We start from the raw sequence: 12393 nt of genomic DNA, 5'->3' as shown, positions 1-12393 counted from the left end.
ACCATGAGCCTGACCCCCCTCGACATCCAGAAGACCCAGTTCTCCGAGCGCCGCAAGGGCCTCGACCCGGACGAGGTGCAGGGCTTCCTCGCCCTGGTCGCGGAGGAGCTCGCCAGCCGAATCGCCCGCATCGATCACCTGGAGCGGGAGAACCGCTTCTTCGCCGACCGGCTGCGGGAGGCCGAGGAGCGCGAGCACCAGTTGCAGGAGACGCTGGTGCGCGGTCAGAAGCTCTCCGAGGAGATCGTCGCGGCCTCCCACAAGGAGGCGCAGCTGCTGATCAAGGAGGCCGAGCTCGCGGCCGACAAGATCGTCGAGCAGGCGCTCGAGCAGGCACAGCGGATCGAGGCGAAGATCCAGGAGCTGCGGCTGCAGCGCAAGGAGCTGCGGATGCGCCTGCGCAACGCGCTCGATCTCTATCGGCAGATGGTCGAGACCGACGAAGAGGACGATCTGCACACCGCCTCGGTCCACACCCTGCCGCGCGTTCGCCGGCAGGCCTGAGCGGCGGGCGGTTCGCGTCGGCGCGAGAAGCCCGTCCGCCCTTCGCGCCCGCCGCCGTCCCCAGCGACGCCCTTCCTCCCGCATAATCAGCCGGTGAGCCACGACCTGCTGATCGAGAACCTCGCCGAGATCGCCACGCCGCTCGGCACGGCACCCCAGGCCGGACCCGCGCAGGGGGCCGTGCGTCGTTTCCAGAACGCCGAGCTGCTTTGCCGCGACGGACGGATCGCTTTTCTCGGACCGCGCGAGGAGCGCCTGGCGCGTCTCGGCGAGCTCCCCGACACGCCTCGCCTCGACGGGGGCGGCGGCACGCTGGTGCCCGGCTTCGTCGACCCACACACCCACCTCCCGTGGGCCGGTAGCCGGGAGCACGAGTTCGCCATGCGACTCGCCGGCAGGAGCTATCAGGAAATTGCCGAGGCGGGCGGCGGCATCCTCTCCACCGTGCGCTCGACCCGCGGGGCTTCCGCCGACGAGCTTGCCGCCGCGATGCGCCCGCGGCTCGCCCGGATGCTCGCCTGCGGCACCACGACGGCCGAGGCCAAGAGCGGCTACGGACTGTCGCTCGTCGACGAGCTCAAGCAGCTCGCGGCGATCCGCCGCGCCGCGGGAACCCAGCCGGTCGAGCTGGTGCCGACGCTGCTGGCCGCTCACGAGGTGCCACCCGAGCATCGCGACGATCGCGCGCGTTACGTCGAGATCGTCTGCTCGGAGATCGTCCCGGCAGTGGCCGCCGAGAGGCTGGCGCGGTTCTGCGACGTCTTCTGCGAGCGCGGCGTCTTCTCCGCCGACGAGTCGCGGCGCATCCTCGAGGCGGGTCGCGAGCACGGCCTCGCGCCGCGCCTCCACGCCGACGAGTTCGTCGACTCCGGCGGCGCCGAGCTGGCCGCCGAGCTCGGAGCACTCTCGGCCGACCATCTGATGGCCGTCTCCGAGCGCGGCATCGACGCGCTGGCCGCGGCCGGCGTGGTCGCCATCCTGTTGCCGGGCACCAGCTTCTTCCTGATGAAGCACGTCTATGCGCCGGCCCGCACGCTCGTCGCACGCGGTGTGCCGGTGGCGCTCGCCACCGACTGCAATCCCGGATCTTGCAACACCGAATCGATGCCGACGATCCTGACGCTCGCCGTTTTCGAGCTGCGGCTGTCGATCGAGGAGGCGCTCACCGCCGCCACCCTCAACGCCGCCTGCTCGCTCGGTCTAGGCGCCGAGATCGGCTCGCTCGAAGAGGGCAAGCGCGCCGACCTCGTGCTGCTCGACGCCCCGAACCTCTTTCACCTCGCCTACCACTTCGGTGTCAACCCGGTTCGCGCAGTCGTCAAAGGCGGGCGAGTCGTCCACCTCGCCACCTGACGCCCGCCGCGGCCGCATGACCTAGAATCGAGACGCGATGGCCTGCTGGCTGCTGAAGACCGAGCCCGGAAGCTACAGCTTCGGGGATCTCGCGCGCGACGGTCGCACCGTCTGGGAGGGGGTCAGCAACGCCCTCGCCCAGAAGCACCTGCGCGCTGCGCGCGCCGGCGACGAGGCGCTCGTCTACCACACCGGCGACGAGAAGTCGGTGGTCGGCTTGGCGCGGATCGCCTCGGACCCCTACCCCGACCCGAGCGACGCCGAGGGGCGCCGCGTGGTGGTCGACCTGGAGCCGGTCCGACGGCTCCCCGAAGTCGTGAGCCTCGGCGAGATCAAGGCCGATCCCGCCTTCCGCGAGTTCGACCTGGTGCGCAACTCGCGCCTTTCGGTGATGCCGGTGCCCGAACCGCTGCGCGCGCGGCTGCTCGAGCTCGGCGGGCTCTGAGCATGCACCACGCCCCGTGGTCCGTGGACGCCCCGCGTCTGCGGCTGCTCACTCTCAACATGGCCCACGGCAGGCGCCGCTCGCGGCACCAGGCGCTGCTTCGCCGCTCGACGCTTTCGGCGAACCTCCACCACATCGCCGCCGTCCTGCGTCGCGAGAGCCCGGACGTCGTGGCGCTGCAGGAGGCCGACGGACCGTCGCTGTGGAGCGGTCGTTTCGACCACATCCACACGCTCTCCCGGCTCGCCGGCTACGACCACTCCTTCCGCGGCGACCACCAACGTCTCTCGGTCGGCTGGCGCGGCCTCGATGTCGGACTCGAGTACGGGACGGCGCTGCTCTCGCGCCTACCGCTCGCCGACCCCCACTCGCAGGCGTTCCGCGAAAGCTGGCGCGACACCAAGGGGTTCGTCACCGCCACGGCCGAGCTGCCGGACGGCGGCGGCCCGGTCGGGCTGGTGTCGGTGCATCTCGACTTTCTCTATCCCTCGGTCCGCCGGCGGCAGGTCGAGCAGCTCGTCGAGCACGTGCGGCACCGGACCCATCCGCTGGTCATCCTCGGCGACTTCAACTGCGAGTGGGGGCGAGAGCGCGGCGCGCTCATGCTGCTGGCGCGCGAGCTCTCGCTGCAGCCGTTCGTCGGCGAGATGCGGCCCACCTTCCCGGCCCGGCGTCCGGTCGTCTGCCTCGACTGGATCCTGGTCTCCGACGAGCTCGAGTTCGCCGCCTATCGGACGCTCGACGATCACCTCTCCGACCACCTGGGGGTCGTCGCGGAGGTTCGCCGGCGCCAGCCGGGGAGCCGGGTGCGCGAGACTCCGGGAAGGGTTCGCGTCTCGCGCGCCCGGCGACCGACCGCTCGCCGCGCCACGCCGACCGATCCCTCAGCCGTCCTCTGAGTCAGCTTCCCGTCCCCGCCGAACGGCGCGGGACCCGCGGCGGTCCGGCGAGCGGCGCCCCGGTCGCCGGAGCTGCCGGTTCGCGCAGCTCGACCTCGTCGCCGGCGACGAGACCGTCGGTCGCTTCGGCGAACCGTTCGTTGAGCGCTCCGAGCCCCACCGTCACCTCACGCCACACGCCGTCGCGCCGCACCCGCGCCCGGGCGCGATCGGCGCCGTCGAGCTCCAGCGCCTCCACCGGCACGAGCAGCGCATCGGCGACCGCGGCGGTCTCCACCACCGCATCGACACGAAGCTGATAGGGGAGCACGTCGGCGTCCGCGCCGAGCTCGGCGCGCACCTCCTGCACCTCGGTGTCCGACAGCGCCCGCGGATCGGGGTCGGTGATCGACTTGCGCCCCATCGCCGGCGCCACCGAGCGCACCGTGCCCGCGAAGACCTGCCCCGGGAAGGCGTCGCAGCTCGTGTAGACCGTCTGGCCGACCTTCACCCGGCCGACCTGGCTCTCCGAGACCTCGAGCCGCACCCAACGCGCACCGGCGGTGGTCATCGTCACGACGGGGACGACGGTGGCGCCGAGGCCGATCGTCTCGCCCGGCAGCAGGTGGCGCTTGAGCACCACCCCGGCCGCCGGGGCCACGATCTCGGTCGCCCGCACGGCGTCACGCGCCGCCGCGAGCTCGGCCGCCGCCTCGGCGAGGACCTCGTCGCGCGCCGCCAGACGGACGAGCTCGGCTTCGCGCTCGGCCGCCACCGCGTCGGCCTGTGCCGTGTCGTAGGCCCGGCGCGCCGCATCGAGCACGGCCGTCGAGTCGATCCCCTGGCGCGCCAGGGCATCGCTCCGTTCGAGGGTCCGTTCGGCCTCGGTGCGTCGTGCGCGTGCCGCCGTCAGACGGGCCTCGGCCGCCGCCACCTCCTGCGGCCTTCCGCCGCGCTCGAGTCGCGCGAGCCGCGCTTCGGCCGCCGCGAGGCGGGCGCGCGCGTCGGCGTTCTCGAGCACCGCCAGCACCTGGCCGGCCTCGACGCGCTCTCCTTCGGCGACACGGACCTCGGCGAGCCGACCGGGGACCCGCGGGCCGAGACGTACCAGCTCGCCGGGACCCTCGATCCGCCCGAGCGCCGCCACCCAGTCGTGGAGCGCTCCGCGGGCGACGCGCGCCGTGGGACGCGCTTCGTGACCGCAGGCGGCGAGGGCGAACAGGACCGGCAGCAACGCCCGGACGGTCGATCGAACAGGCCGATTCATCTCTTCTCCTCGTGGACGATCCGTCCGTCCTCCATGTGCAGCACGCGGTCTCCCAGGTCGACGATGCGCGGATCGTGGGTGACGACGAACACCGCACGCCCCTCTTCGCGCGCCAGTCGACGCAGGAGCTCGGTCACGCGATAGCCGGTCACTCCGTCGAGACTCGCCGTCGGCTCGTCGGCCAGGAGGATCGGAGCCTCGGCGGCGAGGGCCCGGGCCACGGCGACGCGCTGTTTCTCGCCGCCCGAGAGATCGGCCGGCTTGTGGGTCAGTCGGTGCTCGAGACCGACCCGCCCGAGGTGGCGCGCCGCTTCGGCGACCGCCCGCGCGCCGCCGATCCCGCGCAGGTTGAGAACCAGCTCGACGTTCTCCCGCGCGGTGAGCGCCGGGAAGAGGTTGAACCCCTGGAAGACGAAGCCGAGGTGACCGAGCCGCACCCGCGAGAGGTCACGCTCGGAGAGGCCCGCCACGTCGATCCCGTCGACCCAGGCGCCGCCGGCGCTCGGCCGCAGCAGGCAACCCATCAGCATGAGCAGCGTCGTCTTGCCGCTGCCCGAAGGTCCGACCAGCAGCACGCACTCGCCGCCGGCGAGGGCGAGGTCGACGCCCGCCACCGCCTCGACCCGTTCGGCGCCCTCGCCGTAGGTCTTGCGCACGCCGTCGAGGCGCAGGCGGATCGAATGACGATCGTCCATCGGCGCTCAGCTCTTGAAGACCTGCGCCGGGTCGAGGCGCGTCAGGCGATAGATGGAGACCACCGAGCTCCCGGCACACATGGCGAGCGTGAGCACGAAGATCCCGGCGATCATCCACGGCGGCAGCAGCACGTCGAGTCCCCCACGGGCGAGCAGGCGCACCACCCCCCAGGCGACCGCCATGCCGGCGACATAGCCGACGAGCGCGGCCAGCAACCCCTGCTCGAGCACGATCCGGTAGAGGAAGCCGTCGCTCGCCCCGATCGCCTTCAGGGTGCCGAACTCCTTGAGGTGCTCGAGCGTCGACGCGTAGATCGTCTGGGCGACGATGATCGTGCCGATCGCGAGCGCCATCAGCATCGAGGCCAGAAGCGCCACGCCGGCGCCGGTCAGCACCATCCAGTAGCGGCGCGAGAGGTTCGAGAACTCGCGCGCCGTGTGCACGTCGACGAACGGCACGGTCCGGCGGATGGCCCGCTGCACCGAACGGACGTCGACCCCGGGCGCCACTTTGACCAGGATGTAGGTGACCTGGTCGCGGCCGACGAAGAAGGTGAAGCGGCGGGCGTTCTCGAGGCTGGTGAAGACGTAGGGGCTCTGTGTGAAGTTCTTCGCGCCGCGCGTGAACCCGATGACCCGCGCCCGGTGCCCCCGGATGTCGATGCGCTCGCCGAGACGCGGTCGACCGAGGCGTGCCGTGTCGCGCTCGTCGACCAGCACGCCGTCGAAGCCGCGCACCGCTCCTGGATCGCCGACGACCACGTCCCAGGGTGCGCCGATCCGCGAGCGCGGGTCGTAGCCGACCACCTCGATCGACTCCTGGCCGCCGTCGGGCCGCTGCCAGGAGGAGAAGGCGAGCACCAGCTCCTCGGCCCAGGCGACACCGTCGACCGAGCGCACCTGAAAGAGCTTCCGCCGGTCGTTCGGCCGGCCGAAGTCGTAGTTCTTGAGGTCCTTCGAGGTCACCCAGAGATCGACGTCGATGTGGTCGATGACCACCGAGGCGTTGGTGAGAAAGCGCAGGAACATCCCGGCCTGGATGGTGATGAGCACCACCGCGAAGACGATGCCGGTGACCGCGATGGCAAAGCGCAGCCGGTCGTGCAGCAGGTTCTTGCGGGCGACCGAGACCATCGAGCCGCCGCGCGTTACCGCTCGGCCTCCGCTCGCACCCACCCGCGCGCCGCCGCCTCGAGCAACGCCTGGCCCGCGATCAGTCGCGCGCGGTCGCGCTCGCGCAGGAACGTCACCCGCCATTCACCGCCTTCGCCCGGCGCCGGGAGGCGGGCGCGCAACGCCGGATCGAGGTCCTCTGCCACCCAGCCCCAGCTCTCGACGCGCGCGACGCGGTCCGGCTTTCCGCCCCCGGAGCCCGCCAGCGGATCGTCACGACGCGTCAGGCGCAGGCGGCTCGGCGGGCCCAGCAACAGGAAGGCACGCCCCCGGTCGCTCCGGCTGCCGTCGAGGTCGCCCTCGTCGTAGAGACGGTCGGCGATCTCGACGCGCTCGAGGAAGATCGCCTGGGCCGGGTTCTCCGGGTCCTCGGGTGTCGGGTCACGGCGGCGCCAGAACTGCTCGCGAAAGGTCGCGAGCTCGCTCGTCGAGCGCAAGCGGCCGAGCTCGCGTCGCTCCTCGGGCAGAAGCAGCCAACGCACCGGACCTTCGGCCCAGGCCGCCGCTTCGGTGGGTAGCGTCGGTGCGCGCGAGGACGCGCAGGCGCCGGCAAGACTGGCGGCGACGAGCGCGAGCGCCAGCCTCGCCGGCGCACGGAGCGGCCAGGAGGGGTCGCGCATGTCCGTTCTTCAGTTGGCGTCGGGGGGCAGCTCGGGACCCGGAGCCTCGGGGATCACGCCGAACGCCTCCTCGTAGCGTGCCAGGTTCGCGGCAAGCGCCCGGACGATTCGCTTCAGATGCGGCGGACTGGTGACCACCCGCGCGGTTACCACGCCCTGCGGCGGCACGAGGTGGATGAAGTCGAGAACGAACTCCTCCCGCGTGTGAGCGATGCGGAGCAGATTCGCGTAGCGCCCCTTGAGCTCTTCGTCGCCGATCTTGATCGGCAGTTCGGCGGACCCGGCCTCACTCATCGTCGACTCTCCTCCACCCGTCGGCTCATCGTAACCCACCGGTCGCCTGCCTGCGGTCGCGGAGATAGACGACGAGATCGGCGACGTTCGTTCCGCTCGCCCCGCCGGCGAGCAGCGCGTCGGCCGCGGAGAGCGCCGGCGTCGCGTTGCGCCCGGCCAGTGCGACTCGCGGGTCGATTCCCGCGGCGACGATCCTGGCCCAGGTCGTGCCGTCGACGATCGCGCCCGCCGCCGGGCTGGCTCCGTCGACGCCGTCGGTGGCGAGAGCGAGCAGGAGCTCGCCGCTCGCGCCGGCGAGCTCCTGCGCGGCGGCCAACGCAAGCTGCTGGTTGCGCCCGCCGATGCCCGGGCTCTCCCCCAGCTCGACCGTCGTCTCGCCGCTCGCCACCAGAGCGACCCGCTCGCCGGCGAGTCGTCGCCCGGCTTCGACCAGATGGACCGCCGCGGTCTCGGCGTCGCCGGTCAGCAGCACACGCGTGACGGCGATGCCCTGTGCTGCCGCCGCCGCCGCCGCGGCGTCTGCGGCCGCCGCCCGGCCCGCGAGGAGTCGGTGCTCGACGCGCACCAGCTCCGGGGCATGCGCCCCGAGCGTCTCGCGTCGCTCGCCGCGCGCCCCCGCCTCGAGGTGGCGTCGCACCGCGAGTGGGATCTCCAGTCCGTCGACCGCGGCGAGCGCGTCGGCGAAGGTCGTCGGATCGGCCGCGAACGGACCCGAAGCCACCGTCGCCGGATCGTCACCGGGCACATCGGAGAGCAGCAGAACGACGACACGGGCCGAGGTGGCACGCAGCAGGCCACCCCCCTTGATCGTCGAGAGGTGCTTGCGGACGGCGTTGACCTCGTCGATCGCCCGCCCCGAGGCGAGGAGCGCTCGATTCGTCGCCGCGAGATCGGCGAGCGACAAGCCGGCGGCCGGACGCTCGAGGCAGGCCGAAGCCCCCCCCGAAAGCAGCACGAGCAGACGCTCGCCCGGCCCGAGAGCCGAAGCGAACGCATGCACCCGCCGTCCCGCGACGAGACTCGTCGCGTCCGGCACGGGGTGCCCGCCTTCGATCTCCTCCCATCCCGCTCCCCCGAGAGCGGGCGACGAGCGCGGTCGCACGAGGAGGGCCGGCCGGCCGCGCGGCTCGACGCCGGCGGCCATCGCCGCGGCCGCCTTGCCGAGCGCCAGCAACGCCGTCGCGTCGACGGGACGCTGCTCGAGCTCGGCGCGGACGAGTCGCTGCGGGTCGACCGCCGCGAGGCCCGCGCGCGCCAGCTCCAGCGCCAGGCCCGCCAGCGGGTGAGCAACGGTCGCGGTCAGCCGCGCTGCTGCCACGCGACGCCGCCGGCGAACTCCCAGGCGTGCTCGGGAAAGTAGACCCCGATGCCGCCGTGAGGGGCGGTGACGGAGAAGGAGAGGAGCTTGCGGCGATAGTCGTACGGCGCTCCGTTGCGCGCGTGCACCGCCACGTCGAGCAGGTACTCCCCGGGGGCGAGGCGCAACCCCGGACAAACCAGGCGGACCGTGGCGGGGCCGGCAAAACGCTCGGCGGCGAACCCCTCGAGGTCGGTGTTCGTCCCCCAGCATTCGACGCCGCGCGGCGTGGACAGGGCGACGCCGAAGACGAAGTCGTCGAGCGCCTCGCGCGCCACCGCCGAGATCTCGACGACGAGGTCCTCGCCGGTGGCGAAGTGGTAGCGCTCGCCGCCGTCGCCGCCGAGCAGGCGCACCGACTCGATCTGCGCCGCTCCCGATCCCCAGCGCAGAACCTCGCCCGCCGGCTCGACGGCGAGCTCCGCGGTGGCCGGCTCTGTCTCGCCGCGCTCTTCCGACTCCCGCTTCTCCTTGGCTTCGCGATGCCCGCGGCTCTCCTCCTCGGCCACCGCCTGACGGTAGGCGTCGACGACGAAGCGCGGCGGGCCGAGCGCCCGCTGGTGACCGCGCTCGATCCACAACACGCGGTCGCACAGGTCTTCCACCAGGCCGAGCGAATGGCTCACGAAGAGCACCGTGCGCCCCTCGGCGAGCAGCTCGTCGATGCGCCGCAGGCAGCGATGGGCGAACGCCTCGTCGCCGACCGCCAGGACCTCGTCGACCAGCAGCACGTCGGGGTCGGTGTGAATCGCCACGGCGAAACCGAGCCGCACGTACATCCCCGAGGAGTAGTTCTTGACCGGCTCCTCCATGAAGTCGGCGAGGCCCGAGAACTCGACGATGCTCTCGTAGCGGCGCTCGATCTCGCGCTTCGGCAACCCGAGCACGGCGCCGTTGATGAAGACGTTCTCGCGCCCGGAGATCTCCGGATGGAACCCGGCGCCGAGCTCGATGAGCGCGGCGACGCGGCCGTCGACGACCAGCCGCCCGGTCGTCGGCCGGAGGATGCCGGCCAGGAGCTTGAGCAGCGTCGACTTGCCCGAGCCGTTCGAGCCGACGACGCCGAAGGCCTCTCCCTTCTCGACCGTGAAGTTCAGGTCGGTGAGCGCCGGAATCGCCTCGCCGGGCGGCAGGTTGCCGACCAGCGAGCGGTCGAGCAGGGCGCTCTTGAGCGTGCGCAGACGATGCCCCGGTCCGACGCGCCGGTAGAGCTTGCTCATCCCCTCGACGACGACCGCCGGGGTGCTCATGCGGCCTCCACCAACGTCTCGCGCAGCCGCGCAAACAGCCCGGCACCGACGAGCCACCCGCAGAGCGCGACGAGGGCCATCTGCAGCCAGAGCGAGGCGGACGGGACCTGTCCCGCGAAAAGCGACTGCTGGTACGCCAGGACGAAGGGCGCCATCGGCGAGAGACGCACGATCGCGCGCAGCGCCGGATGCGCCACCGCCGCCATCGGGTAGAGCACCGGCGTGAGGAAGAAGAACAGGGTCAGCAGATTGGCCAGGATGTCCTTGACGTCCTTGAAGTGGACGTGCAGCGCCGCGAGGCCGAGCGCGAGCCCGCAGGTCAGCACGAGCTGCAGCAGGGCGATCGCCGGCAGCGCCAGGGAGCTCCACCCCCCCACCGGATAGCCGAGCACCCGACCGACCGCGAGCCCGGCCACCAACACCGGCAGCGCGAAGAGGAAGTGGACGAAATTCGCCGCCACCGCGACGGCCGGCAGAAGCTCGATGGGGAAGACGGCTCGCCGGATGAGCCCGGCGTTGGCGAGCAGCGAGACCGTCCCTTCGGTCAGCGAGGTGGCAAACCAGATCCAGGGGAAGAGACCGCAGAGCAGGAAGAGCGCATACGGCTCGACCGCCGCCCGCTGCTGCAGGACGACACTGAAGACGAACGAGTAGACCGCCAGAAGCAGCAGCGGGTTGACGAGTGACCAGAGGAATCCGAGCGCCGAGCCGCGATAGCGCGCCTTGATCTCGCGCGCCGTCAGCGTCAGCAGAAGGGCGCGGTGCTCGAAAAGCGTGCGGGCGGCGCTCAGCATCGGCGAAAGAGTCCGGGGCATTCTAACCCGTGCCTCCGGTCGAGCTCGGGGGTCGGTCGCCGCGCTGCACTATCATCCGCTCCATGAGCGCCCCCGGACGACTCCACGTGCGTTGCCCCGAATGCGCCTGCGATCTGGTGGTCGACGCGGCGACCGGCGAGGTCCTCTCGCACAAGAAGGCGCGTGAGCCGCTTGCCGGCGGCAAGGACTTCGATTCGCTGCTCGCCGGTCTCGGCGAGCAGAAGGAGCGCGCCGAGCAGCTCTTCGAACGCGAGAAGGCCGCGCTCGCCGATCGCGACCGCCTGCTCGAGGAGAAGTTCCGCGAGGCGATGAAGCGCGCCGAAGAAGAGCCCGAATCCGGCCCACCGGCGCGGCCGTTCGATCTCGACTGAGCCGCCGGCCGCTCCGCGCCCGTCACATCGGGAACGACAGGTTGTAGGCGTAGCGGCCGCGGCCGACGACCAGCAGCAGGCCACCGCGCTCGATGGCGCGGAGGACCTCGCGGTCGAGCGACTCGGGGTCCTCGAGCCGCTGCCCGTTGGCCGAGAGGATCTGGTCGCCGACCTCGAGCCCGCGGCGCGCCGCGGCGGAGCGCGGCGAGACGGCGGAGACGACGAGGGCCTTCGCCCGCGTCTCGACCTCGAGCCCCACGAGCTCGACGAGCAGTCTCCGTCCGAGCTGCCTCGCCGGACGGGCGGCGGCGAGCCGCTTGTGCAAGGTGCTTTCGCCCCGTCGCACTTCGAGATCGAGCGGCACATCCGGCCCGGCCGTGGTGAAGGCGGTGGCGACGTCCTCGCGCAGGACGACCGGCTTGCCTGCCGCCGCGACGACGATGTCGCCTTCGGAGAGCCCCGCCTCGAGCGCCGGCGAGCCGGCGAAGACCTTGTCGACGTAGGCGCCGCGGGTGGCGGCGAAGCCCTCGCGACGCGCCAGCTCCGGATCGACCGTCAGCAGCCGCATTCCGGTCCAGAGCGGCTGCAGCTCGCCGAAGCGCAGCAGGTCCTCGACCACGCGGCGCGCTCGATCGGCCGGAATCGCGAACCCGATGCTGTTGGCCCCCTGGACGATCGCCGTGTTGATCCCGACGACGTCGCCCGCCAGATTGACCAGGGGCCCGCCGGAGTTGCCGGGGTTGATCGAGGCATCGGTCTGCAGGAAGTCGGTGTAGACGAGCTCGCCGCTCTCGGCGGGCACCGAACGCCCCCGTGCCGAGAGCACGCCGGTGGTCACGGTGTGCGAGAGACCGAACGGGTTGCCGATCGCCACCACCGTCTCGCCGATCAACAGGTCGCCGCTGCGACCGAGCGGCGTCGCCGGCAGCCCGTTGCCTGGCACCTTGAGCAGCGCCAGATCGGCACCCCGGTCCGAGCCGAGAACATCGGCCTCGAGCTCGCGCCCGTCGAGCGTCGTCACGACGATCCGCGAGGCCCCCTCGATGACATGGGCATTGGTGACCACGAGCCCTTTGGCGTCGACGATGAGACCCGAGCCGAGCGACTGGGCGCGGCGCGAGGTGCCGCCGAAGAAGCGACCGAAGAACGGATCGACCTCGCGGACGATCGACTCGGCGGCGATGTTGACCACAGCCGGCGAGACACGATCGACGACTTCGACCACCGGCGTGCGCCGCGGGTCGCCGGGCGGCGGGGGCGCCGAAGCGGCAAGGGCGGGAAGCGACACGAGGAAGAGGACGAGTAGCGATCGCGACCGGGGGGTTCGGAGCATGGGCGGGTTCTCACTCCTTTCGGGCTTCGCATCCGATG

Annotated in this window: 14 protein-coding genes; 5 read left to right on the top strand and 9 right to left on the bottom strand. The window is 72.1% G+C overall.

What is annotated here, in order from left to right; genetic code table 11:
• Nucleotides 1-3 precede the first annotated feature (3 nt).
• From IPJ17_04165 to IPJ17_04150, 4 genes are all read left to right on the top strand, one after another.
• Nucleotides 4-504, top strand: coding sequence for a DivIVA domain-containing protein (locus tag IPJ17_04165; GenBank protein QQR74793.1), 501 nt, complete (start codon nucleotides 4-6; stop codon nucleotides 502-504).
• Between the two features lie 93 nt (nucleotides 505-597).
• The gene (locus IPJ17_04160) at nucleotides 598-1857 is read left to right on the top strand and encodes an imidazolonepropionase (GenBank protein ID QQR74792.1); all 1260 of its coding nucleotides are present in this window, start codon (nucleotides 598-600) and stop codon (nucleotides 1855-1857) included.
• A gap of 37 nt (nucleotides 1858-1894) precedes the next feature.
• Entirely contained in the window at nucleotides 1895-2302 is a 408-nt protein-coding gene (locus IPJ17_04155) for an EVE domain-containing protein (GenBank protein QQR74791.1), read from the top strand.
• A 2-nt stretch (nucleotides 2303-2304) separates the two neighbouring features.
• Complete coding sequence (locus tag IPJ17_04150; protein ID QQR74790.1) at nucleotides 2305-3201, top strand: endonuclease/exonuclease/phosphatase family protein; 897 nt, start codon at nucleotides 2305-2307, stop codon at nucleotides 3199-3201.
• A gap of 1 nt (nucleotide 3202) precedes the next feature.
• On the opposite strand, the gene IPJ17_04145 is transcribed toward IPJ17_04150, so the two are convergent.
• From IPJ17_04145 to IPJ17_04110, 8 genes are read right to left on the bottom strand one after another with little or no spacing between them, the layout of a single operon-like run.
• Complete coding sequence (locus tag IPJ17_04145) at nucleotides 3203-4447, bottom strand: efflux RND transporter periplasmic adaptor subunit (protein QQR74789.1); 1245 nt, start codon at nucleotides 4445-4447, stop codon at nucleotides 3203-3205.
• The gene (locus tag IPJ17_04140) at nucleotides 4444-5142 is read right to left on the bottom strand and encodes an ABC transporter ATP-binding protein (protein ID QQR74788.1); all 699 of its coding nucleotides are present in this window, start codon (nucleotides 5140-5142) and stop codon (nucleotides 4444-4446) included. The genes IPJ17_04145 and IPJ17_04140 overlap by 4 nt, the downstream gene beginning before the upstream one ends.
• A gap of 6 nt (nucleotides 5143-5148) precedes the next feature.
• Nucleotides 5149-6276 (bottom strand): FtsX-like permease family protein, encoded by a 1128-nt coding sequence (locus IPJ17_04135; protein ID QQR74787.1) that lies wholly within the window; start codon nucleotides 6274-6276, stop codon nucleotides 5149-5151.
• Between the two features lie 14 nt (nucleotides 6277-6290).
• Nucleotides 6291-6935 (bottom strand): GWxTD domain-containing protein, encoded by a 645-nt coding sequence (locus tag IPJ17_04130; protein ID QQR74786.1) that lies wholly within the window; start codon nucleotides 6933-6935, stop codon nucleotides 6291-6293.
• Between the two features lie 9 nt (nucleotides 6936-6944).
• Complete coding sequence (locus tag IPJ17_04125) at nucleotides 6945-7229, bottom strand: DUF3467 domain-containing protein (protein ID QQR74785.1); 285 nt, start codon at nucleotides 7227-7229, stop codon at nucleotides 6945-6947.
• Nucleotides 7230-7254: 25 nt separating this feature from the next.
• Nucleotides 7255-8547, bottom strand: a complete 1293-nt coding sequence (locus IPJ17_04120; GenBank protein ID QQR74784.1) for a DUF4147 domain-containing protein — start codon at nucleotides 8545-8547, stop codon at nucleotides 7255-7257.
• Nucleotides 8529-9836: an ABC transporter ATP-binding protein gene (locus IPJ17_04115; GenBank protein ID QQR74783.1), complete on the bottom strand. Its 1308-nt coding sequence runs from the start codon at nucleotides 9834-9836 to the stop codon at nucleotides 8529-8531. The genes IPJ17_04120 and IPJ17_04115 overlap by 19 nt, the downstream gene beginning before the upstream one ends.
• On the bottom strand, nucleotides 9833-10651 hold the full coding sequence (locus IPJ17_04110; protein QQR74782.1) for an ABC transporter permease: 819 nt from the start codon (nucleotides 10649-10651) through the stop codon (nucleotides 9833-9835). The genes IPJ17_04115 and IPJ17_04110 overlap by 4 nt, the downstream gene beginning before the upstream one ends.
• 62 nt (nucleotides 10652-10713) lie before the next feature.
• On the opposite strand from IPJ17_04110, the gene IPJ17_04105 reads away from it, so the two are divergent.
• A complete protein-coding gene (locus IPJ17_04105) occupies nucleotides 10714-11022 on the top strand; it encodes a hypothetical protein (protein ID QQR74781.1) in 309 nt (102 codons plus the stop codon).
• Nucleotides 11023-11044: 22 nt separating this feature from the next.
• On the opposite strand, the gene IPJ17_04100 is transcribed toward IPJ17_04105, so the two are convergent.
• Entirely contained in the window at nucleotides 11045-12355 is a 1311-nt protein-coding gene (locus IPJ17_04100) for a trypsin-like peptidase domain-containing protein (protein ID QQR74780.1), read from the bottom strand.
• Between the last annotated feature and the right edge of the window lie 38 nt (nucleotides 12356-12393).

It is taken from the genome of Holophagales bacterium (assembly GCA_016699405.1).
Classification (GTDB): Bacteria; Acidobacteriota; Thermoanaerobaculia; order Multivoradales; family JAGPDF01; genus JAAYLR01.
Note: the sequence above shows the minus strand (reverse complement) of the source record. Positions and strands in the feature narration are given on the sequence as shown.